The sequence below is a fragment of the Psychrobacter sp. CAM01 genome, from assembly GCF_032842965.1.
In the GTDB taxonomy this organism is placed as follows: domain Bacteria; phylum Pseudomonadota; class Gammaproteobacteria; order Pseudomonadales; family Moraxellaceae; genus Psychrobacter; species Psychrobacter celer.
Genome location: NZ_JAWJBL010000006.1, coordinates 37,331 through 60,566 on the forward strand (window position 1 = coordinate 37,331; position 23,236 = coordinate 60,566).

General features: G+C 46.5%; 21 protein-coding genes. 16 read left to right on the top strand and 5 right to left on the bottom strand.

Translation table 11 applies throughout. The features are described from left to right. The first annotated feature begins 122 nt into the window (after window positions 1-122). The 8 genes from R0I52_RS03110 to R0I52_RS03145 all read left to right on the top strand — a co-directional run bounded on the left by R0I52_RS03110 (window position 123) and on the right by R0I52_RS03145 (window position 6,450). Window positions 123-686 carry a YqgE/AlgH family protein gene (locus R0I52_RS03110; protein ID WP_288999084.1) on the top strand — a complete coding sequence of 188 codons (564 nt, stop codon included), beginning with the start codon at window positions 123-125 and terminating at the stop codon, window positions 684-686. A gap of 71 nt (window positions 687-757) precedes the next feature. Further along, window positions 758-1,330 (top strand): Holliday junction resolvase RuvX, encoded by a 573-nt coding sequence (ruvX, locus tag R0I52_RS03115; RefSeq protein WP_317053113.1) that lies wholly within the window; start codon window positions 758-760, stop codon window positions 1,328-1,330. A gap of 132 nt (window positions 1,331-1,462) precedes the next feature. Next, window positions 1,463-1,966, top strand: coding sequence for a hypothetical protein (locus tag R0I52_RS03120; protein ID WP_317053114.1), 504 nt, complete (start codon window positions 1,463-1,465; stop codon window positions 1,964-1,966). Window positions 1,967-2,023: 57 nt separating this feature from the next. Then, window positions 2,024-2,350, top strand: a complete 327-nt coding sequence (gene tusA, locus R0I52_RS03125; protein ID WP_317053115.1) for a sulfurtransferase TusA — start codon at window positions 2,024-2,026, stop codon at window positions 2,348-2,350. 188 nt (window positions 2,351-2,538) lie between these two features. Continuing rightward, on the top strand, window positions 2,539-4,320 hold the full coding sequence (locus tag R0I52_RS03130; protein WP_317053116.1) for an ATP-dependent nuclease: 1,782 nt from the start codon (window positions 2,539-2,541) through the stop codon (window positions 4,318-4,320). Between the two features lie 25 nt (window positions 4,321-4,345). Further along, on the top strand, window positions 4,346-5,284 hold the full coding sequence (gene xerD, locus R0I52_RS03135; RefSeq protein ID WP_317053117.1) for a site-specific tyrosine recombinase XerD: 939 nt from the start codon (window positions 4,346-4,348) through the stop codon (window positions 5,282-5,284). A 58-nt stretch (window positions 5,285-5,342) separates the two neighbouring features. Beyond that, window positions 5,343-5,678, top strand: coding sequence for a DUF3817 domain-containing protein (locus R0I52_RS03140; RefSeq protein WP_317053118.1), 336 nt, complete (start codon window positions 5,343-5,345; stop codon window positions 5,676-5,678). 151 nt (window positions 5,679-5,829) lie between these two features. Continuing rightward, the gene (locus R0I52_RS03145) at window positions 5,830-6,450 is read left to right on the top strand and encodes a class I SAM-dependent methyltransferase (protein ID WP_100748642.1); all 621 of its coding nucleotides are present in this window, start codon (window positions 5,830-5,832) and stop codon (window positions 6,448-6,450) included. A gap of 119 nt (window positions 6,451-6,569) precedes the next feature. On the opposite strand, the gene lptG is transcribed toward R0I52_RS03145, so the two are convergent. Both lptG and R0I52_RS03155 read right to left on the bottom strand, forming a co-directional pair. Then, complete coding sequence (lptG, locus tag R0I52_RS03150) at window positions 6,570-7,778, bottom strand: LPS export ABC transporter permease LptG (RefSeq protein ID WP_317053119.1); 1,209 nt, start codon at window positions 7,776-7,778, stop codon at window positions 6,570-6,572. Then, entirely contained in the window at window positions 7,778-9,100 is a 1,323-nt protein-coding gene (locus R0I52_RS03155) for an LPS export ABC transporter permease LptF (protein ID WP_317053120.1), read from the bottom strand. The genes lptG and R0I52_RS03155 overlap by 1 nt, the downstream gene beginning before the upstream one ends. Window positions 9,101-10,031: 931 nt before the next feature. Here R0I52_RS03155 and R0I52_RS03160 point away from each other — a divergent pair. The 3 genes from R0I52_RS03160 (at window position 10,032) to sstT (ending at window position 13,775) form a co-directional block, all read left to right on the top strand. Further along, window positions 10,032-11,687 (top strand): leucyl aminopeptidase, encoded by a 1,656-nt coding sequence (locus tag R0I52_RS03160; protein WP_317053121.1) that lies wholly within the window; start codon window positions 10,032-10,034, stop codon window positions 11,685-11,687. 21 nt (window positions 11,688-11,708) lie between these two features. After that, complete coding sequence (locus R0I52_RS03165; RefSeq protein WP_317053122.1) at window positions 11,709-12,218, top strand: DNA polymerase III subunit chi; 510 nt, start codon at window positions 11,709-11,711, stop codon at window positions 12,216-12,218. Window positions 12,219-12,572: 354 nt separating this feature from the next. Continuing rightward, window positions 12,573-13,775 (top strand): serine/threonine transporter SstT, encoded by a 1,203-nt coding sequence (gene sstT / locus R0I52_RS03170; RefSeq protein ID WP_317053123.1) that lies wholly within the window; start codon window positions 12,573-12,575, stop codon window positions 13,773-13,775. 97 nt (window positions 13,776-13,872) lie between these two features. On the opposite strand, the gene R0I52_RS03175 is transcribed toward sstT, so the two are convergent. Both R0I52_RS03175 and R0I52_RS03180 read right to left on the bottom strand, forming a co-directional pair. Then, the gene (locus tag R0I52_RS03175; RefSeq protein ID WP_317053124.1) at window positions 13,873-14,196 is read right to left on the bottom strand and encodes a chaperone modulator CbpM; all 324 of its coding nucleotides are present in this window, start codon (window positions 14,194-14,196) and stop codon (window positions 13,873-13,875) included. Between the two features lie 116 nt (window positions 14,197-14,312). Continuing rightward, entirely contained in the window at window positions 14,313-15,350 is a 1,038-nt protein-coding gene (locus tag R0I52_RS03180; protein ID WP_317053125.1) for a DnaJ C-terminal domain-containing protein, read from the bottom strand. 796 nt (window positions 15,351-16,146) lie between these two features. Here R0I52_RS03180 and R0I52_RS03185 point away from each other — a divergent pair. After that, complete coding sequence (locus R0I52_RS03185; RefSeq protein ID WP_075101338.1) at window positions 16,147-16,509, top strand: septal ring lytic transglycosylase RlpA family protein; 363 nt, start codon at window positions 16,147-16,149, stop codon at window positions 16,507-16,509. A 202-nt stretch (window positions 16,510-16,711) separates the two neighbouring features. Here the strand turns inward: R0I52_RS03185 and R0I52_RS03190 are convergent, their stop codons facing one another. Continuing rightward, complete coding sequence (locus R0I52_RS03190; RefSeq protein WP_317053126.1) at window positions 16,712-18,733, bottom strand: ABC-F family ATP-binding cassette domain-containing protein; 2,022 nt, start codon at window positions 18,731-18,733, stop codon at window positions 16,712-16,714. 572 nt (window positions 18,734-19,305) lie between these two features. On the opposite strand from R0I52_RS03190, the gene erpA reads away from it, so the two are divergent. From erpA to R0I52_RS03210, 4 genes are all read left to right on the top strand, one after another. After that, window positions 19,306-19,686 (top strand): iron-sulfur cluster insertion protein ErpA, encoded by a 381-nt coding sequence (gene erpA, locus R0I52_RS03195; RefSeq protein ID WP_100748631.1) that lies wholly within the window; start codon window positions 19,306-19,308, stop codon window positions 19,684-19,686. A gap of 336 nt (window positions 19,687-20,022) precedes the next feature. Beyond that, window positions 20,023-21,597 carry a glutamate--cysteine ligase gene (gshA, locus tag R0I52_RS03200; protein WP_317053127.1) on the top strand — a complete coding sequence of 525 codons (1,575 nt, stop codon included), beginning with the start codon at window positions 20,023-20,025 and terminating at the stop codon, window positions 21,595-21,597. Window positions 21,598-21,657: 60 nt separating this feature from the next. Beyond that, a complete protein-coding gene (locus R0I52_RS03205) occupies window positions 21,658-22,176 on the top strand; it encodes a disulfide bond formation protein B (protein ID WP_317053128.1) in 519 nt (172 codons plus the stop codon). Between the two features lie 374 nt (window positions 22,177-22,550). After that, window positions 22,551-23,189, top strand: coding sequence for a copper resistance protein NlpE N-terminal domain-containing protein (locus R0I52_RS03210; RefSeq protein ID WP_317053129.1), 639 nt, complete (start codon window positions 22,551-22,553; stop codon window positions 23,187-23,189). Window positions 23,190-23,236 lie beyond the last annotated feature (47 nt).

Sequence of the window (23,236 nt, forward strand, 5' to 3'; positions counted from 1 at the left end):
TGGTTGATTTTTTTGGTCATCATCGCCATATAACCTTCTCTTGCCTGCGTGGTTGCGTTTTTAATGCAGTAATGTCTTTATCCTTTTATTGTTGATTTTATTATTAGGTTGCAGTTGCTTCTATGTCTAAAGCCAATTTGACCCATCATTTCTTAATCGCGGCACCAGAGCTGCCAGACCCACGGTTTGAGCAGGCGCTGATTTATATCTGTCGTCACGATGCGCATGGCGCGCTTGGTCTGATGGTCAATCGTCCCTTAGAGCAGTCGCGCGTGGGCAAACTATTAGAGGATCTGAGCATCGAAGTGACCGACCCGCAGGTGATGGAAGACGTGGCCTTAGAAGGCGGACCGATGTATCCTGAGGTCGGTTTTGTGCTGCATACTGGCCAGCCGGAGTGGGCATCGTCGTTTGCTATTTCAGAGAATGTCTGTATCACCACCAGCCAAGATATCCTCAAACGTATCGCCGCAGGCCAAGGCGTTGGTCACTATCATCTGTGCTTGGGGCATGCCAGCTGGGGCAAAGATCAGCTAGAGCGTGAGCTTGCAAGTGGTGACTGGCTGGTGTGTCCCGCGGATCTCAACTTGTTATTTGATACCCCGTTTGCGGAGCGCTGGCAGATCGCCGCCGACAAAATTGGCGTAAATTTCGACTATTTAAGCAGCGATATCGGCCACGCTTAATGGCAGTGACTCAGCCAAACCCAGACACCAAAGCTCGCTACTAAGCTGCAATACAGGAAAAACTTTTGATTATGGTAGACCGTTCTTTTATGAGTGATAGCGCAGAGACGAGAGACGATGAGGGCGCTCAAGCACCCCATGGCGCCACCGATATCGATAATGATACGGCCGAACCGAGTGTCAAACCGCATCTGATCTTAGCGCTAGATTATGGTGTCAAAAAAATGGGCATGGCTTTAGGCAATACCATTACTGGAACGGCGCGCGCTTTTGATATCTTGGCGATGAACAATGGTCAACCTGATTGGGACAACTTACTGGGTATCATAAAAGTATGGGGCGTGGCAAAGGTGGTGGTCGGCTTACCACTCAATATGGACGGTAGCAGCTCCATGCTCTCTAAACGGGCGCACAAATTTGCGCGGCGGCTGGCGCATAGAGTCATGGAGCAGCGCCTACCAGTGACTGTGACGCTGTGTGATGAGCGTCTGACATCGGTGGCGGCGCGCGAAATCGCGTGGGAAAATGGCTGGATCCAAAACGAGCGCGACCCGATTGATGATATCTCTGCGTGTATTTTGATGTCGACATATTTTGCCGATCCAAATAGCAGCTTGGCTATCGATGCGATCAAGCCTGACTAGGGCGTGTCCTTAAGTAGTGACGCGCAGGTAGTGACGCGCAGGTAGTCGCGCACAAACGGACGGCTAGTATTTAACGCATGCTTTAGGTATTGCCATGCCTATCCTCTAAACCAATATATACGACTGATGATTATGACCACCGCTTTAAACCAACCTGTATCCAATAAGTCGCGGCATGGTTTTGCGCCGCTTGCTATCGCTCGTATCAAAGGCGCGCAGCGAGCCAACCAGCTGGCGATTTATCTGATTTATGCGGCCATTTTTGCTTTTGTGGTCTTTGGTACCATCGCTAGCATCAAGGCCTTTCATGACAATCAGCTGCTTTATCAGTTGTTTTATAACCTGCCTTATGCCTTGGTGGCGCTGACCATTCCTGTCAGCCTTTATAATGCCTTTATTATTTATCGCTATCGCCTAAACCAAGCATCAATGGTAATCATGACCATCGGCGTCTCAAGTATCGTGCTACTCGGCGGTTTGTTATTTGCTGATACGGCTTGGCTAGGACTGTCTTGCTGGGTGGGTGTGGCGTTTTTGTTTAAAGTCAGTTTCAAGCGCTTTTTTAACTTCTTAGACGTGGCAAACACTGACAAAGAGACAGCATCCGTAGACGATCTAGACAGTACACCTCAGTAAGCGATTAAACAAACGATCCATTCTTTAACCTATCTATTTAGCTTTACGATAATGACTATGACCACTTCAATACCAGATACGACCATCGACCATCACCTAGACACGCAAGGGCTGATCTGTCCTGAGCCTGTGATGATGCTGCACCGAGTCATCCGAAAAGCAGATAGCGGTGAGGTGATTGAGATACTGGCCACTGACCCTGCTACCACCCGCGACATTCCAAATTTCTGTCGTCATCTGGGTCATGAGCTGATGACTCAAGAAACACTGGCAGAAAACATCAATCTAGACACTGATCCCGATGAAATCACTATTGATGGCGATGACACCACGCCAGCAAGCGCAACGCTGTATCGTTATGTGGTGAAGAAAAAAAGTGCATGATAGCTTTATCATTATCTAGGTAGTGGCCTGTCATTGCTAACTCAACCCCTTCCTTAGTATTGTCTTATGAGCCTGACTACGAAAGCATTGGTCTTAATGCTATTTGGTGCATAATAGTTAGGATTAGAGTATTATTTATAAGATACGATATTGAAAAACAATGCTCATAGAGACTATATGGAATTTTTATGAAATATAAATTAAAAGAATTTTCGATAAATAATTATCGTTCTATATTGAAGTTAAAAATACAACCTTCTGAGGATAACTTCCTAACAATTTGTGGCATTAATAACGTTGGTAAAACAAACTTTTTAAGAGCTTTAAATTTATTTTTTAATCCATTTAAAGAAAACTTTTCTGTTCAAGATGATGTTCCATACCATATTGTTGAAGCTACAAGAGGTTCAGGCTATAAAATAACCTTAACGGCTAAAATACAAGAACTTGAAACAGGTGACATACTTTCCATTAAACAAGTTTTTTCAGAGCTCAAAGGTGAAAAAACAATAGCTATTACAGGTTCTAAGGCTAATACAAAGCTAAGCTCTAAGGATATTATAAATTTCCTAACTTCTAAATTTAAGTTTTTCTTTATTGAAGCCAGTAATGTTGATATACCAAAACTAATATCTGAAATAGTTAATGATGAGATCTTACCCCTTAGTCTTGATAAAAGAAGAAGCAAAGGTCAGTTGGAGTCTTTAGACAAACTTGAAGGTTTTATAGAGCAGTCAAAATCAGTTGTAAGTCGTATCGAAACTGATTTAACTAAGATTTTACTTGAATTACTAAATGATGTTGAATCAATTGATACTAAAAACTGGAAACTCAAGATCAACTTCCCTGAGTACAACTATTTGCGTGAAGCTATTTCAAATATGATTGCATTTACTCTATTTGATACTAATGAAAAACCATTAGAAACTAAAGGTAGTGGTATTCAAAGAACTGTACTACTATCCTTAATTAAATATGTAAATGATAAAATTAAAAATAAAGATGTAATATGGGCTATCGATGAACCTGAAGCTTTTTTGCAGGCTAGCTTACAAAAGAGTCTATATAGTCAGTTTTTACATGAATCACAAAAAAGTCAAATCATAATCACGACACACTCACAATTTTTTATTGATGTTAATAGATTAGAAAATACATATCTCTTCGAAAGCTCTATAGATTCGAAGCCCTATGCTAGAAAAGGCAATAAAATATATCAAAGATTAGATACTGATATATTTGAAGGAAGTGATTTTGAAAGAGCTGAGAGAATTAAGCATAACTTTGGACTTAGTAGGAACGATACATGGGACATTATGCCTTTCAATGTCTTAGTTGAAGGTCTCGAAGATAAAGACTACTTAATTTCTTTATTAAACATATACTCTCTTCCTGTGCCAAACATACTTACTGCAGGAGGCACAAGTAAATTTTCTGGCTACTTACAATTCATAAATGATTACTGCCAAGACTTACCATATAAGCCTGTTGTCTTAGCATTATACGATAAAGACAGTGCTGGACGCTCAGAATACAACTCTTTAGATAGTCCGAAGAAAAAAAGTAATTTATCGAATATTGAATTAAGAAATACTTTTGTTGTTAACAGCAGAGGTTCAAGTCCTGACAATATTGAAATTGAAGATTTAGTACCTGATGACGTAATCATTGATGCAGCAAATAAGATTATTAGAAAACAAGGGTTTTCAATTATCAAAGCTAAAGATAGAAGGACTCGGCTAAAACCAATTTATATTAATAAGCCTGTTTTAGAGTTTTTAAACGAAATGGCTAGAAATAATAATACTGATAAGAACTATGAAATACGTTTTGATACACTAGCAAACAAATTAATGTTATCAAAAGATATCTGTAAAATGCTCAAAACTGACGAAAAGTCTAAACAAATAGTAGCTGAGAATACAGAGGTTAAAGATTGGTTGAAAAGTATTATTGACTATCAACTTTGAACTTTATTTCTGACAAGCAAAATTTATGAGCCGTGACCGTGCCGTACAACAGCGCCAACCCAAAGCATTGGCTGTCGATGACGAGCCTGCCTATATCACCGAGTTTCGCCAAGCCATGCTGGCGCGCGGTCTGGCAACGCGGACGCGTAACGCTTATGTCCGCGACCTACGTACCTGTGAGCTGACCAATACCGCGCCATTGACCAAATGGCAAGCGGATGACGTGCTGCACTGCCTATCTACCCTCGCTATAGAAAACAAAACCCCGCGCACCCAAGCGCGCATGCTCTCAAGCCTGCGCCAGTTCTATCTATGGATGATTGCCAGCAACCTGCGCGAGGACAATCCGTGCGAGCGTATCAAAAGCCCCAAGCTTGGTCGCCCATTGCCAAAGGATTTGAGCGAAGCCGATGTCGACAATCTACTGGCTGCCCCCGACACCAGCACCGCGCTTGGCTTACGGGACAAGGCCATGTTAGAGGTGCTCTACGCCTGCGGCCTACGCGTCAGTGAGCTGATTAACTTATCGCTTGAGCAAGTCAATTTAAACTCAGGCTGGTTGCAAATCACAGGTAAAGGCAATAAGACTCGACTGGTGCCCCTTGGTGAATATGCAAGCGATGCGCTAGAGGACTATCTGTCTCACGGGCGTGGCGAGCTGATTGCACATCTCAAGTCAGGCAATTGCCAAGCAGTGTTTTTGACGGCGCAAGGCGGCTATATGACGCGGCAAAACTTTTGGTATCTGATCAAAAAACATGCCAAAGCCGCCTGTATCGATAAAGAGCTGTCACCGCATACCCTGCGTCACGCTTTTGCGACCCATTTGCTCAATCATGGCGCCGATCTTCGCAGCGTACAGTTATTGCTTGGGCATAGTGATTTGTCCACCACGCAGATTTATACGCATGTGGCGACAGCGAGACTGCAAAAATTGCATGCCGAACATCATCCACGCGGCTAGCATTGAACGGTTAACATAAAAACTGACTATTTATTGAAGATTGTAAGAGGAATATAACGTGTCGCAAGCTCAGCCATCTTTGCAGCCTACGCTTACCAAAGGGCAGCATGCTGCCCTCAAAAACTTGACCATAACAGGTTATTTAGAAGGCACGTCTTTTTTATTATTGCTTGGTATCGCTATGCCACTAAAATATATGCTCGGCATTTCTGAGGCGGTGAAGTATGTCGGTATGGCACATGGCGCACTATTTATCGCTTATATCCTAATGCTGCTGCTCACGGCCAGCAAAATAAGGCTGCCGCTATGGGCCATGCCAGCCGGTGTGCTCGGCTCATTTTTGCCATTTGGCCCGTTTGTGTTTGATTACTTTTTAAAGAAGCGTTTGCGCTAAAAAATAGCGTAAGTTGAAGAACTTTGCGACTATAGAAGCGGCAAAATATAGAGTCTGCGCTATCAATCCCTAGCTGCAAACTGACCCTTTTCTCGCTACAATACCTGCCATAACTTATTAACCTTTTACCTATCTACTATCCGAGAATCGCATGAGCCACTCTACAAACCATCGTCCCCCTGCCGACCTGCTAAAAAATGCCGAACACTGGCGTGAAGACATTCATTTTCGCCAAGAGGTACTGGGTAAGCCGTTTGACTTTTCGACCACTTGGGGTATTTTTTCACCACAAAAGCTCGATGACGGTAGCCTAATGCTGCTCGATTATGTGGATTTTCAGGCGGATGATGACTCGATCGACTTAGGCTGCGGCTATGGCGTGCTTGGCATGACGGCAGCGCGTGAGTGCCCGAATGGTCAGCATACACTCATTGACAAAGACTTTATGGCGGTAGAATATGCGCGCCGTAACTGCGTGCAAAACGGTCTAAAAAATGTCGATGTGCATTTATCAAACGGCTTCAATCATGTGGCAGCGGATAAAGACTTTAGCCTTGTGATGTCAAACTTGCCAGCCAAGGTGGGCAAAGAGCAGCACTATCTATACTTCCTCGATGCCTATGCGCGTATGCGTCAAGGTGGGCGGTTTTATGTGGTGACCATCAATGGTTTGCGCCAGTTTATGAAACGCTCGTTTACCGAAGTGTTTGGCAATAGCGAAAAGGTCAAACAAGGCAAAACCTATACCATTACTATGGCGACCAAAGAATAAGTTTAAGTAACTTAAAAGCTGCACAAAAAAAATCCCGCCAACACATCAGCATATTAGCGGGATTTTTTTTATTCTCTTGCTTAGGGCATTAAAGATGGCATATCACCTACCACATTGTCTTACATCTGCCGTTTTATTAGATAAAAGCCCAAGGCGGCGCTACCAAGTATCGGTAATAGCACCATCAAAAGTGGCGAAAACCCTGTCGCCAATGAGACAAAGCCGACCAAATCTTGCACATAGCTAAATAGCAAACCAAAGAGTAGCGCGACGACGATACGCAGACCCAAGCTGTGCGTACGCAGCGAGCCAAAGACAAATGAGCAAGCAACGATCACCAGCGATAAAATCGATAGTGGCGACAGTAGCTTTTGCCAAAATGCCAGCTCATGCTCTAAAGAGCGATTGCCCTGCCCTCGCATAAACTGACGATGCTCGTATAGTTGCGTCAGGGACAAATCCTCTGCCTTACGCGTCAGTAGATACACCGACTCTGGGGCAAATGGCAAACTGAGCGTATCGGAGGCGAAGACGGCTTGACTACTCTCAAAGCCTTGGTTGATACTGAGCGTGGTCATGTCATTGAGCTGCCACTCGTAACGATACTGTCCGCTCGGCGTGCCGCTGCTGCTATCTAGAGCTTGCCGGCCGATATATTGCCCATCTTTGGCATGAATAGCGGTTTGCAAATTGCCATCATTGTCCAAATGCCAGCGCTTCACCTCGCCGATATTGCCTTGTACGTCGGCATAATCGATATATAAAATATCGCTGCCAGCAGGCTTTGCACTACCATCTTGTGCATTTTCAAAGCGTGGTTGCACCGTCCAATAGCCACGTACCGAGGTCACAAGCGAGCGGCTGCCCTCATCATTGATGTCTTTTGCCAACTGATTGGAGTGTGGCAAGACAAACTGATTGATCGCTAAGGCAAGCAGCACAAAAATTAGAGCGGGTTGTAGCACCCAACCGACGATGCGATAGATACTGACGCCAGCGGCGCGCATGACGACCAGCTCGCTTTTGTTGGCCAGCAGCCCCAAACCGATGACCGCTCCCAGTAGCGCCCCTGTCGGAATAAACTGCTCTAAAAAGTAAGGCGAGCGATAAAAGATATACTTAATCGCCTCACTCATCGTATAGCTATCATCGAGCGAATCAAGCTCGGATAAGTAAGAAAAAATAAGCTGCAAGGCCCATAGACCGACAACGGCCCCGATGATAGCAAGCAAGGCATTGCGTCTGACATAGCGGCCGAGCACTTTTAGTTGACCGGGTTTTTGGGCCAGCGGCTCGGCGCTAGGGATTTTGGCAAATAAAGAGCGCATTATGATTGCCCTCCTGACGTGTTGTCATTTGGATTGGCGCGACTGTCGGCCACTGTTTGCGGCTGCTGAGGTTGGCGAAAGCGCAGGCGATGCTGCACACGGCTGCCCCAGTTCATATACAGCGCCAACGCCATACATCCTAAGATCAGCCACGCATACGCCCACACGCTGACGCTGCCTTTACTCACCGCGTTTTTGAGCGAAATGATACCCAGCGCGCAGCTGACAAATAATAAAATCGCCGGAAACAAACGCAGCCAGCGACCTTGACGGGGACGCACTTGTGCCAGCGGTACCGCCAGCATCGGCGCGATAATCATCAGCCAAGGCAACGCAAAACGATAACCGAGCTCACCTTGCGCAGCGCGCTTGGCCTCGACCGTGCTCACTTGTGCACTGCCGCTACCGGTTGCCGCTTGCCACAACGGCCCGATGGCTTGGGTTTCGATATTGTCTTCGGTGACGACGTCTTTGGCAGGCTCAGTCAAGCTGATGCGGTAGCGATCAAAGCCTACTTGATTATACTTTAGACTCCCTGCGCCGACTTCGTATCGTCGTCCTTGAAACAAATCCAATTGCGTCACGCCGCGGCTGCCTGTATCGACCTGCTCGGCACGTTTGGCTAAGGTGATGGTGTCTTTGCTGATATCATGATTGACGAGTGTCTCTGGCAGCTCTGGAATATCCAACTGCTCAGCGGTTTTGGGGTCGATGCGATTATCGACAGCGACCGCAGCGCTTTGATCACGCTCATTTTTTGCTGTATTGGCCGCCGCGTTTTTGGGCTGACTGCCTTTTTCTGGTTTTTCTGATTGAATCAATATCACATCTTGCAGCTGCTTTTTGTCCTCGCTCAGACTGCCGACATACAGATGATAATTACCACTACTGATAAACTCTTTTGGGCGAATCAAATCAAAGGCGCTGGTTAAGGCTTGCTGTTGCCACACCGCCTCAGATGAGCGCACCCCCCACGGCTTACCAACGATAGACAACGCCGCCTCGCCGACAAACAGCACGAGAATAAACGGCGTCATCAAGCGGGCTAGCTTACCACGTGACACACCGCTGGCATTGATGACTGCCATTTCTTGATCGACATATAGACGGCCAAACACCAGCATCAGCGCAATAAAAAACGCCAATGGCAAGATAAGCTCTAAGAAGTACGGCAGATTGTAGCCGATAATGGTAAATAACAAACTAATGTCTAAGCGACCTTCAGCAGCTATCCCAAAGTAACGAATCAAGCGCCCACCGAGCATCATCACCACTAAAAACCCCAACACCAAAGCGGTGGTCGAGGCAACTTGTTGGGTCATGTAGCGGCGTAATATCACAATAGGGACTCTTAAACAGTTGGTATGCGCGTGCTGTATGATAGAGCGCTGGCTCAGGCGTGGCGCTTATTTGGCTATTATAACGGCTTTTTTTGGGCGGCAGGTTTATACCGCTCGCTGATAGTTAACGGATAATAACAACTAACCGTAGTATCATTAGCGATACTACACAAATATAAGCCTTGAATATAACCGTTAATGCTAGCATGTTTTGGCAAAAAATGGCTGTGAAAAATGTGCGAAAACATTACCTAACCCTTGCTAAGCAAGCATGGTCGATATGGCTTTTGCCACTTAAGCCGCTCATCGTACTAAGATCAGTGGATCCACAGCTAACGTGATGATATATGCTCAACACAACAAACGGTTGATCGTTTGTTTTTATAACTGATATCTATTTTCTATATCTTTGATTGAGGCGGTGGTTTATGTAGCATTCGCTCTGAAGATCGCACAGCAGATATATACGAAAACATTACTTAACCGATGCCGACAGCACGCTGACTCCCTGATATGCTACACTACAACAAGCGCCCAACCTTCCAATGCTTTGACTGAAGCTTTGACTGAATCAATAGCTTAATCTTGGATTTTATCGTTGGTTTGAGCACAGCGATCAGATATTGGCTGGGCAAGATGACTCTCTGTTTTTATCACCTCGAACCATACACATGATCTCAGGCATCGTCTGGCAGTCACTTGTCATGCGGCTATTGCACTGAGTCTGTGCGACATTAAGCTTACGAAACACTAAGCTGGTGATAAACGGCCGCTTGGCTCGGTGATAAGTGATTTAACTGATTTAGCTATTTAGCAACCCAGTTGTTTAATAATTTGGTTGTTTAATAATCTGATGGTTTCGTACCCAGATTAAAAGGCGACACCTATTGACCATTCAAATAAGGATAACTATATGAATATCAAATTAACTCAGCAGCTCCCCAAAACCCATACCCAAAAAATCCTCAAAAAAGAAGCGAAGAGTAAAGACGCGGCTTGTTTGGTGGTGTTGGTGGATGACAAAAAAAACCTCTTCGCTGAGTCTGCGCTAGCTGACTATAGCGCTCGTATTGAGCAATTGATGGAAGTGTCACACTTTAGTGGTAAAGCCTGCGAAACCGTTGCTGACTTGGCATTGGCCGGTGACAAAAAAACCACCAAGCAAAACCCAGTTCAATTACTGTTGGTCGGTGTCGGTAATATCGACAAGCTCAACCATACTGCCCTACAAAAAGTCGCCAAAACCATCTATAGCAATACGCAAAAACGCGTCGCTTCTATCACTGTTGCGCTCGGCGATGACCTAGAAGAAAACCACTTTAGCCAATTTGCGCTAAATCTACTAGCAGCCAGCTATCGTTTTGATAAATACAAGTCTGAGCAAACCACACCGGTACTCACGGATGTTTATTTGTTGGCCGATGCGGCATTGCAGCCAGCGCTAGACTTTGCGCAAGCGGTGTTCGCCGGTCAAAGCCTGACTCGTGACGTCGCCAATGAGCCAGGCAATATCTGCTTCCCAGCGTATATGGCAGAACAAGCCCAAGCGCTGGCTAAAACCTATCCTGACCTCCTAAAAGTGACGGTGCTGGGCGAAGAGGAAATGTCGGCGCTGGGCATGAACTGCTTTTTATCGGTGGCTAGAGGCTCTAGCAAAGAAGGTAAACTGGTACTACTCGAGTATCGCGGCAAGTCTAACTTTAGTGCCAAAGCAGGCGCAACTGATACTTATACAGCCGGCAATAGCAGTGCAAAAGTCACCGGTGGTCTAAAAGCGTTGGCTGATAAGCTCCCCACCAAACTGCCTAGCAAAAAATCAGACAAAAACACTGATAGCAGCCATGACGATGCGCCTATCGTGTTGGTCGGTAAAGGCGTGACCTTTGACTCAGGCGGTATCTCTATCAAGCCAGGCGCGGCCATGGATGAGATGAAGTTCGATATGGGCGGCTCAGCGTCTGTATTGGGTACCATCAAAGCGCTGTGCGAGGCGCGTCTACCAATTAATGTCGTGGGGGCACTCGCTTGTGCAGAAAACATGCCATCAGGCGAGGCGACGCGTCCTGGTGATATCGTCAAAGCCATGAACGGCAAATCGGTTGAAATCTTAAACACCGATGCGGAAGGTCGTTTGGTGTTGGCCGATACCTTATGCTACGTCCAGCGCTATCAGCCAAAAGCCATCATCGATGTGGCGACACTGACGGGCGCTTGCGTGGTGGCCTTAGGGCATGTACGCTCAGCGGTCTTTAGTAATGATGAAGATGTGTTGTTTGAATTAGAAAACGCCAGCTACTCATCAGGTGACCTCATCTGGCACATGCCATTAGATGACGACTATCAGGCGCAGCTTGATTCACCCATCGCCGATATGCAAAACATCGGTGGTAAAGGCGCAGGCGCTGTGACCGCAGCTTGCTTCTTATCACGTTTCGTCGAAGAAGGTCAGCCATGGGCGCACCTAGACATCGCAGGCACCGCATGGAACTCAGGCAAAGATAAAGCGGCAACCGGTCGCCCTGTGCCTTTATTTATGCAGTACTTAAAAAACAGCGCAAACAACGCTTAATACAATGATGACGACCAAGTTATGAACGTAAGTTTTTATGTATTAAGCGAGCGTAAAGCCCAAGAAATCTTGGGCTTTATTTGTCAGCTGACCCAAACGGCGCTCAATAAAAGCAGCCAATCGCTACTGATTTTGTCTCAAGATGAGGCATTACTCAGCTCGCTTGATGAAGCGCTATGGACGCACGACGCGACCAGCTTTATCCCGCACCAGCGCCTTTTGGGCCGCGGCTCTCACTCCATAGATCTCGATACTATGGAGCCTGATACCGCAAAGCCTGACCCTTCCGATATCGATGAGGCAGTATCAGCACCCGTCATGCTCGGCAATTATATGCCAGCGGACTTCTCAGGTATCGTTCTCAATACCACATTGCAGCCTGTCAGCGATTTTATAGCCGCGACCAGTCCTGCCAAACCTACTCGAATACTTGAGCTGATAAAACCTGATGCCACGAGTATGCAAGAGGGCCGTCATAAATATAAGCATTATAAGCAGCTCGGCTATGAGCTGACGCACTATAAGGTATAGCTTATGCAGTGGATTTCCTCTAAAAACGACATAGCGCTACTGCTATACGTTTTACTTGCGGGCTGTCCGCTGGTTTATGTCTTAACTTTGTCCCATTAGTTTTGCCGTCTTAGCTTTATTCCATCAGCTTTGTCATATCAGTCGCCTCGCTCAGTTATCCCCGCAAGCCTGCCTTTCCTTTCCTTTATTTTACCTACCCTTTTTATGATTTTTACAGCGTGGTTTGTTGATGTCTGATTTGCCGCGTCCAGTATGACTGGTAGGCGAGTATCCGAAAAAATGCTACCATCCTCCGACTGTTTTTCTATTTTTATGATTCATTTACTTCTGACTGACTAACTCGAGGGTGTACAAATGCGTTCATTGATTGCGATGTACCAGCGTATAGGGCTGGTACCGCTCATTATTATCGGTTTAATATTAGGGGTGCTAATAGGCTGGCTAGCACCAAGCGTTGGTATCGCCTTAGGATTGTTGGGGACGCTATTTGTCGGTGCGCTAAAAGCAGTCGCGCCGATATTGGTCTTTGTGCTGGTGATGGCGGCCATTAGTCAGCATCGTAGTGGCAACGAAGTGTATGTCAAACCGGTGCTCATCATGTATATGTTTGGCACATTTTTGGCGGCATTGACTGCTGTCGGCGCCAGCTTTTTATTCCCAACTGAGCTGGTACTCGTCAACGCAACTGTCGAGCAAGTGCCACCGGCCAACCTCAAAGAAGTACTCACCAACTTGCTGATGAATCTGGTGGCAAACCCTGTCAATGCCATCGCTGAGGCCAACTATATTGGTATCTTGGCTTGGGCAATTATCATCGGTTTTGCACTGCGTCAAGCCAGCGACACCGCGCGTACGGTCGTCGGCGACTTTGCCAATGCCATCTCACAAGTGGTGAAATGGATCATCGCTCTCGCACCTTTTGGTATCTTAGGTTTGGTTGCCAATACGGTCGCTGAGACAGGCTTTGCATCATTGGCAGGTTACGCTCGTATCTTGATGGTATTGGTCGGCTGTATGATATTTATTGCCCTCGTTGCCAACCCTATTATCGTCTTACTCAAAACGGGCAAAAACCCTTATCCACTGGTATTTACTTGCCTACGTGAGTCAGGGATTACAGCATTCTTTACGCGTAGTTCGGCGGCCAACATCCCTGTAAACATGAACCTTGCCCGCAAACTGGGCCTACACGAAGACACTTACTCTGTCACCATTCCGCTCGGTGCAACTATCAATATGGCAGGGGCGGCGATTACCATCAACGTCTTGACGCTGGCGGCAGCGCATACGCTCGGTATCGAGGTGAGCTTTGCCTCTGCGCTCTTATTGAGCTTGGTCGCGACCATTAGTGCTTGCGGTGCCTCTGGGGTCGCTGGCGGGTCGTTATTGCTGATTCCTCTGGCCGCAAGCCTCTTTAGTATCCCCAATGACATTGCCATGCAAGTGGTTGCCATCGGCTTTATCATCGGCGTGATTCAAGACTCGGCCGAGACCGCGCTCAACTCGTCAACTGACGTCTTGTTTACTGCGGCAGCCGACCCTAAATACGCGCGTTAATCCCGCGCAATCCGTATCTGTACATCACACACTGTAAAACAAAAGGCCTCAATGATCGCAATGAGGCCTTTTTTATGAGCTGGGCTTTATTGTTTGGCTACTTTAGATGCTCGATATCTACTTCGATGATTGACGCCTGCCCTTCTATCTGGCGTTTGAGCTGACGCAGCTGCTCGACTTCTTCTAGTAGCTCCAGTATCAGACCAATCGCTGGCACACTGGCATCAAAGTCACGACTCAGACGAGAGGCGCGGCGCACCGTGGTGAGCTGATAGCCGGTAAACTGCTCACGCTCTGGCACGTCGTATTCAATGATGTTTTCTTCCATCAGCTCGATGACCCATTGACGCTCTTGACCACAGGCAGATACCAGCTCATCCAAGCTCATGATAATATCGGTAAATTCAGGCGAGTGTTTCATTATTATTATCCTCTTTTGGTTGCTATCCTTATTTGTGCTTTATGTCATCGTGACTGTTTTCATCTCTCCCCGTTATCGCTTCTCGCTGACCTCTGTCGAGAGCAGCGCGGCAGTTATCAGCGATTGATACTGGTATCAGCAAAGGCTTGCTTTAGCTGCTCATAGGCTTTTGTCACAGCCTCGCTATTGCTATCAGTGATATCAGGGTTGACGATATTGAGAGTTAAGTATAAGTCGCCCGCTTGTTTGGCAGGGATGCCCTTACCTTTTAGACGTAAATTGCTACCAGATTTACTGTTTTTGGGGATGGTCACGCCAAGGGTGCCAGCGGGCGTACTGACATTAATTTTGCCACCCAATGCCGCTTCCCATGGCGCGATATTTACTGTCTGATAGACATCAGCGCCCTCGATACGGATATTGGGGTCGTGGCGGATTTTCACCTTTAAAAACAAATCACCGTTTTTGCCGCCACCCATGCCAGCTGAGCCTTGACCTGCTAGGCGGATTTGCTTGCCATCAGTGATGCCTTTTGGGATTTTAATCTTGAGGGTTTTATTTTCATAATCCACGCTGCCATTGGGCTGACGTACCGGCACGTTTAGTTTGATGCTATAGTCGTCACCGCTATAGACTGAGGCCAAGTCCACCGCAATCTCGGCGTGCTGATCTTGGCCTTTATTATCCTGCGCACCAAAGCCACCCCCAAACTGCTCAAAGCCGCTACCGTGCGTGCGGCCCCCTGCCTGTCCACCAGCTGAACCACGCGCGCCGCGACCAAACGCCGAAAATATATCATCAAAGCGAAAGCCGCCATCGCCAAAGGCTTGTCCATCACCAAACTGATCTTTGATGTCTTCCCAGCGAAAACCACCCTGTCCGCCCGCCGATTGACCACCAAACCCGCCAAAGCCTCCAGCGCCGCCTTGACCGGCAAATGGATTGTCGAGCATGGCATCATATTGCGCACGCTTGTCTTTATCTCTAAGCGTTTCATAAGCGTTGTTGATTTCAGCGATTTTATTATCCGCATTTGGGTCATCACTCACATCGGGGTGATACTGACGAACCAACTTACGGTATTTTTTTTTGATATCAGCGTCTGAGGCGTCTTTTTTGACCCCCAAAACGTCGTAGTAGTTTTTTTCTGCCATATTATTTTTCCTTATCGCATTTATTATTAACGATTTACTTAATAGATAATATAGGGATGATGCGGCAATATTTCATTGCTTACCATAGCATAGCCACATAATGGCTGGGCAAAATTTACACTTGTCCACTTTATCTATACCAATTCATACCATCGATCCGCTATAAAATAAGTACAGGGCCACTGGGCGTAATTTTGCTTGTTCTCTTATCGGACTTATTTATTACCTTTATTAGTTTAGTTGTTCGGGCAACGAGTCATTTAATGGAAAATAGCCCGTCTCTTTTAATAAACAAAACAAGCAGAATGTACTTTTTATTACAAGATATTAATACGGTAGCAATAATATTTACAGTACTATCAATACTGGCTGGCTACTGCTATCCTGCGGCGACCCGCTGGCTTAGCCCTTATATTTTAACGCTCCGGCTGATATCTCTTTATTATGGTCGCTACCCTCTTATATGACCCAAACAAAACAACTGCCTATATCATTACTAGCCAAACGTCTAACTATCTACTTATTTACCCACCTGAGCAAACCACGCTCAGCACAGACGTGATATCTAGCAATGCTTTCAAGGTATTTAATAAAGAGCATTATCCAACTGATTTTGTTAAAAAAAGCAGTGATTTATTATGAATGCTGATATTTGAACTGGGGCGTTTTTTAACAGAGCCGTAAGGATACGACAATTTATGTGCTATAAAATGAATATAACTTTGATACTCACAGGGAGTATCGATGATATAGGCAAGGTTATCTGTCTATTTTATAAACTGTATAAAGGTATTGAATGTCGTATTTAATCAAGTCTTTGGTTGTCACCTTGTCACTGCTACTAAGCACCAGCGTTTTTGCAGGTAACACCAGTTATTATGGTAGCAAGTTTCACGGAAAGCGTACTGCCAGTGGCAGTATTTTTAATATGAATGCCTTAACCGCTGCGCATCGTACGCTGCCCTTCGGTACTAAGGTACAAGTGACCAATCAAAAGACAAAGCAAAGCGTGATCGTCAAAATCACGGATAGAGGGCCTTTTATACGAGGCCGTATTTTAGATTTATCGAAAGCCGCTGCTGGTCAAATCAACTGCCAATTGTGCACCACCACCATGGAGATACTGTCTTATGGTGATGGTAAATACCGTAAAGAATAACGTGAAACAAAAGGGAGAGCCTATGCTCTCCCTTTTTTTATGTGTGGCGCTTTATCTATAGTCGATACACTCTAAAAATGTAATAGCGCCACTGGGATGAATTTTGCGCAGCCTCTGGGAACGCAGCACGCAAGTAAAATTTATACCAGTAGCGCGTTTCAATCCATAACAGTTTTACATTCATCTGACTATAGGTACGGCGCTATTCAAAACCCGCTTCCATTTCTTCCAGCGTTGTCATGGCCAGCAGTAATTTTTCTTCATTAGCGCTTTGCTGCTGCTGTAGGGTGCTTTGCTCATCCAGCAGTTTTAGCAAGTCCGCTTTGCGGCTTTCTTCATACAGACTGGTATCGGCAAGCTTTTCTTCTATGGCGGTCAGCGCCGTTTCAGTCTTAGCCAATGCTTTTTCGGTATCTTCAATCTCGCGGCGAACCGGTGCAGTCAGTTTACGCTGTTCGGCGGCCATTTTGCGCTGCTCTTCTTTGCTCAAAGCAGGCGACGTAGGGTTGTCTTTGACGGCTTTCGTAGACGCTGCTGTATTTGCTAGGCTACCGCGCGTTTCACGTGAAACAAACTTTTTGCTCTCTTTTTTGCTTTTTTTCTTACTTGCTGCTTTATCTGAGCTATTTTCCTGTTTGCGCTTTTCGCTCAGCCATTTTTCATAGTCACTGATATCACCATCGAACGCATCGATTTGCCCGTCATGCACCAAATATAGCTCATCACAGACATTGGCAATCAGCTCACGATCATGCGAGACCAGCACCACCGCTCCCTTAAAGCCTTGTAAGGCGAGGGTCAGCGCCTGACGCATTTGTAAGTCCAAATGGTTGGTCGGCTCATCGAGGACCAGCACGTTTGGACGCTGCCAGACAATCAAAGCCAGCGTCAGACGAGCGCGCTCGCCACCAGAGAACAGCTCACTTGGCGTATCGATACGATCACCACGAAAATCAAAGCTACCGAGAAACGAACGCAAATCGGCGTCTGATGTCTTACCAGCTAGGCGGCGCATCATCTGTAGCGGGGTGGCCGCCGCATCTAAAGCGTCCATTTGATGCTGGTTAAAGTAACCAAGCTTGAGTGTGTCGGACACGCGGTAAGTACCTGACAAAACTTTCAGCTCGCCGACCAAGGCTTTAATCAAGGTCGACTTACCAGCGCCATTCATACCCAGTAGCCCAAGACGCGTATCAGGCGTGACCTGCACATTGGCGTTACGAAGCAAAGGCGTATCGCTATAGCCAATATCGGCGTGCGTCACCTCAATCAGCGGCGAGCTCATATGGGCTGGCTCATAAAAGCGAAAAGAGAACGGGTTATCTGCCATCATCGGCGACAGCTCTGCCATACGCTCAAGCTGCTTGATACGGCTTTGTGCCTGTTTGGCTTTACTGGCTTTGGCACGAAAACGACGAATAAAGTCGTCCAAATGGGCGCGGGTGGCTTGCTGTTTTTCAAACGCTTGCTGCTGCTGCGCCATACGCTCGTGACGGGTACGGATAAACTGCTGATAATTACCGGTATAAAGGGTGATTTTTTGTTGTTCGACGTGCAAGATATGACCGACCGTGGCATCCAAAAACGCTTGGTCATGCGAGATGACGATGACCAGTCCGGTATAAGCATTGATCCAAGTCTCAAGCCAGAGAATAGCATCTAAGTCTAAATGGTTGGTCGGCTCATCAAGCAGCATCAAATCAGCGCGGCTCATCAAGGTTTTGGCGAGGTTTAAGCGCATGCGCCAGCCACCCGAAAACCCTGAGACAGGCAGCTCGTGCTGACTGGTGTTAAACCCAAGGCCTGCCATGATTTGTGCGGCTTTGGTCGGCGTACGGTAGCCATCGATTTCATCGAACTGCTGATGTAACACCCCAATTTGCTCATCACTGACAGCGCTTAAATCACTGAGCGCGGCATTAATCTCGTACCACTGCTCATCACCGCTCAACACGTAATCAATCGCCGTCTGATCACTGGCTTCGACCTCCTGCGCCATGTGCGCCACCTGCCAGCTATCAGGGATACTCACCTCACCTTTGTCCAGCGTGACCTCGGTGTCCCCCGTACCCATCTGCGTAAGCAGTAGCGCAAACAAAGTAGATTTGCCGGTGCCATTATTGCCCGTTAGGCCGACTTTATGACCCGGATGGAGCTGAAAGCTTGCCCCTGCAAACAACTCTCGACCATCACGGCGTACGCTTACGTCTTTAAATTCGATCATATAATCTCTTCATCTCAACAATAATATAAAACTTAAGGCAATAAAAAACACACGTCTGGCATGTTTACTGGCGGCTATTATTTCAAACGCCTCGCCGATAGGCAAACGATTAAATCACTATTTTAAAAGCAAATCTTGATTGCTATGATGGCCATAATCGCTAAATAGAATCACTAAACAGAATCGCTAAGCGTGGTCGGCACACAAAACCACTAAACAGAATCGCTAAACATAGTCGGTAAACATAGTCGCCTCGGTGAAACAGTCCGGCAGCATCGCAAAGGCAATTTTGCTTATTAATAGCGCATAACCAAGCGTCACTCTTGACAAACGAATCCACACCCCCATTATGATATACTGCGATACCATAAGTGCCCATGGCCGAGCATGTATTTAGCGCGTGAGTGATGACACTTGTATTATATTGATAACGAGGATTGATAACGCGCTCATCGCTTTGCCATAATGACAGCATTCCATTGAATCAAACGCCGTGCGTATCTTTTTTTGCAAGACTGTGCTTGCAAACCCAAACAGGACGACAGCCTTTGATCCTAGTAACTGAGGTAGATATGAACGAATCAGCCAATCAATTTAACCCAAGCGCCACCCAGCCGGTAGACCCAACGGTTTTAAACCTAACAGACAGCGCCGCTCAAAAAGTGCGCCGCCTGCGCGAAGAAGAAGGCGATGACACCTTGATGCTGCGCGTCTATGTCACCGGTGGCGGCTGCTCAGGATTTTCTTATGGCTTTAATTTTGCCAATGACCTAAACGAAGACGACGCCAACTTTAATAATGGCGATGTGACCTTGGTCGTCGACTCGATGAGCTATCAATACCTGCAAGGCTCTACCGTTGACTACACCGAGGGCTTAGAGGGCGCGCGCTTTATCGTGACCAACCCCAATGCCACCACGACCTGTGGCTGCGGCTCGTCATTTTCTATCTAAATGACGCTTTTGTATTCGCAGTTTGAGATCGACGGTTCAAGCACCTATGGATAAGACTCCTATCTTATCTATAGGTGCTTTTTCGTCTCCTGTCTGCCCATTCGCTAAATAGGCAGTAAATCAGACTGCTTTTTTCTATGATTTGTGTGTCAATTTTTTTAGTAAAACCAGCCAAAACCGCCTTGGATAAAGCTTATCGTATTTGTAATTGTCCGTGGTTTTCAGGACTGCTTTGAGCTAAACTGACCAAATTCTTCATCCTTATATTTACCTATTTTATGGTCAAACGCCCGTCGTGTTTTGGTCTGCCATAATCAATAACAATAGATGCCTATTATGAGTAATTTTGCGAGTAGCTTTGTGAACTTTGAAATCCCCAATTGGTTTGACCATCAGCATCTGACCGAGATGCTCCGCGGTATCGAAAAAGAAGGCTTGCGTGTTAAACCTGATGGTTTTTTGGCACAAACCCCGCATCCGGCCAAACTAGGCTCCAAACTTACTCATCCGTTTATTACCACAGATTACTCAGAAAGTCTGCTTGAGCTGATCACTGACCCAAAAACCTCTCCCAAAGAAACCTTAAACATGCTGCGCCAGCTGCATTTGCTGGTCTATCAAGGTATGCCTGAGGGTGAGCTGATGTGGCCGTTATCCATGCCGTGCATGCTGTCATCGAACGATGAAGATATTCCGCTGGCCGACTATGGCAGCTCTAATACGGGTAAGTTAAAAACACTGTATCGCAGCGGGCTTGGTATCCGCTATGGTCGCCGTATGCAGACCATCGCAGGCTTGCATTATAATTTGTCGTTTGGTGATGATTTGTTTGCGGCTTGGCAAGCAAAGACGCCAGCGGCGCAAAATCTGACGCTGACGGAGTTTAAAAACGATAAGTATCTTGGACTGATCCGTAATTTTAAGCGCCTAACCAGCTTGGTGCTGTATCTATTGGGAGCCAGCCCCAGCGTTTGTCCGTGTTTTTTGGCGGGGCGCGAGCATGACCTAGAGCGCCTCAATGACTCGACCTACTACAGACCTACCGCCACCAGCCTACGGATGGGCAAACTTGGCTATACCAACAGCGTACAAGAGCAGCTCGACATCCGCTACAACAACTTGCCTGAGTATATCAAAGGACTGCGCCGCGCGATTCAGACGCCGCATGAGAGCTTTAAAAAACTGGGTTTGGATGATGCAGACGGCAATCCTATTCAGATTAACAATCATATTTTACAAATAGAAAACGAGTACTATAGTCCTATCCGCCCCAAACAAATCGCCATGAGCGGTGAGACGCCAACCGAAGCACTAGAGCGCCGCGGTATCGCCTATGTCGAGTTTCGCGCCATCGATCTCGACCCGTATAGCGATGTCGGTATCCGTCTCTCTAGCGCTTGTTTTTTAGAAGTCATGGCGCTGTACTGTCTACTAAATGACTCGCCTGACTTGCTCCCTGAGGAAGAAGAAGCCCTGGCTATCAACCTTGAGCGCGTGGTAAACGAAGGTCGCCGCGAGGGCTTGCACATCATCAATAACGGCGAAGAGCAATCGCTTGAGAGCTGGATGCTTATGCATTTAGATCGTATGCAACCACTTGCCGAGCTATTTGACGCGCACTACGGTGGCAATGACTACCGAGCAGCCGTGGCCTTGATGCAAGGCAAAGCCAGTCATCCAGAGTCGACGATTTCGGCGCAAGTCAATGCCGATAGCAAACGCTTAGGCAGCTTATGGCAACTTGGCTTTACCTTGGCAGAGCAGCATCGTGACGCGTTGTTGCAGCAGACCTTGAGCCCAAACACCCAAGCCAAATATGAGGTATTGGCAGAAAAGTCTATTTTGCAACAAGCAGAGATTGAGTCTGCCGAGACAGAAGACTTTATGGAATTTTTACAACAATACCGCTAGCAACCAACTTAACCACTGGTTTGATATCTTAGACAACGACCTAATAAGAGTGACTGTCCCATGCTACCGCTGACCACTTACCGCAATCTACAAATATTTTTGGTCGTTATGGCCGTGATAGGTATGAGCTTTGCGCTGTTCTTTTTGCAGCGCTACATGGGGTTTACCCCTTGCCCGCTTTGTATTTTTCAGCGTATCGGGCTGATTGTGATGGGCGTATTTGCCCTGATGGCGGCTTTATTTCACCCCAAATCTATGGCGGTGCGTCTGCTATTATGGCTAGGTAGCTTGGTGGGTATTGGCTGGTCGACTGTGGTGGCAGGCCGTCACGTCTGGCTACAGCACCTACCTGCTGATCAAGTGCCTTCTTGTGGCCCGGGGCTAGACTACTGGCTAGATACCTTACCTATTTTGCAGGTGTTTAAAGAAGTTTTTGCAGGCTCTGGTGAGTGCGCCGCTATCGACTGGACATTTATGGGACTGAGTATCCCTGAGCAGTCTTTGATTTTATTTAGTCTATTGCTGGTCGTCCACGGTTTGGTGTTGTGGCGTATCGTACGTCCTATCGCCTCTAAATAGTCCTCTTTATCCTCATATTATCCCATGCCATACTGATACGCCTATCGGTATGGCATGATTTTATAAAAATAACCAATAACAAAAACGCTACAAAGATATTCTAAACCTTTGATATCTTGTCACAGCTTATTCTATTTGCTGATAAGCAGACCTGCGTGACATACGCCGCTTTATAGAATTGCCAAGCGATTGAACGCTGTTTATCTACCTCAAAACCAACGATGAGTCACACGATAATCGCCTCATAAAAATGATGGTTTTTGATGGTTCGTCTGGTTTTTTCATTACTTCTCGATTTTGACAATACCCTGAACTTGCCGATATGATAGGCAGTCTTTTCAGATGTTGTTTAAAAAACTGTTTTTGGTGTGACCATGATATACCGTGCGCCTAGTTGCTCTTTTAATGTATCGACGATCAGACGCTTTCATCGTCTGCTCTTAGGTATACCGCTTTGCGTGTTGGTGATTGGTTGCGATAGTGCCTCTTCTAATACCAACAAAGAAGTGAGTACTAAGGTTGCGCCGGTCAATAACGCTGCAGACAGCAGCCCATCTACCGTCGATCTGGCAGACAGCCTATCTGAATCTGAGGCTGATGCCGACGAGCTCGACGCCGTAGAAGGGCGCTCACTGATCATGGCAGCGCAATCAACTGCCGATAGCAGCATTGATACTGTAGATAGGGATGGGGGCACCACCGATTATGGCTCACTACAAGCCACGTTAATAGGCGACTACGGCGGTATGTTGCCCTGCTCTTTTTGTGACAGTATCGATATCACCCTAAACCTATTTGCCGATGGCTCCGTCCTAAAAACCAGTCTATATAACAACCCTTCCCAGCCCAAAGTCCCGACGATTGAGTCTGGCATTTATCGTCAAGATAACGACCTCATTACCATCGTTTATGAGCAAGAAAACATAGAGACCTACCGTATTCAAGACAATCATCTGATATTGATGGACAATGACAAACAGCTCGATGACGATTATGTTTTATCGCGTAAATAGCGTATCCGTTTGTTGCTGACTCATGCCTGTTATGATAAAGCCTCAAT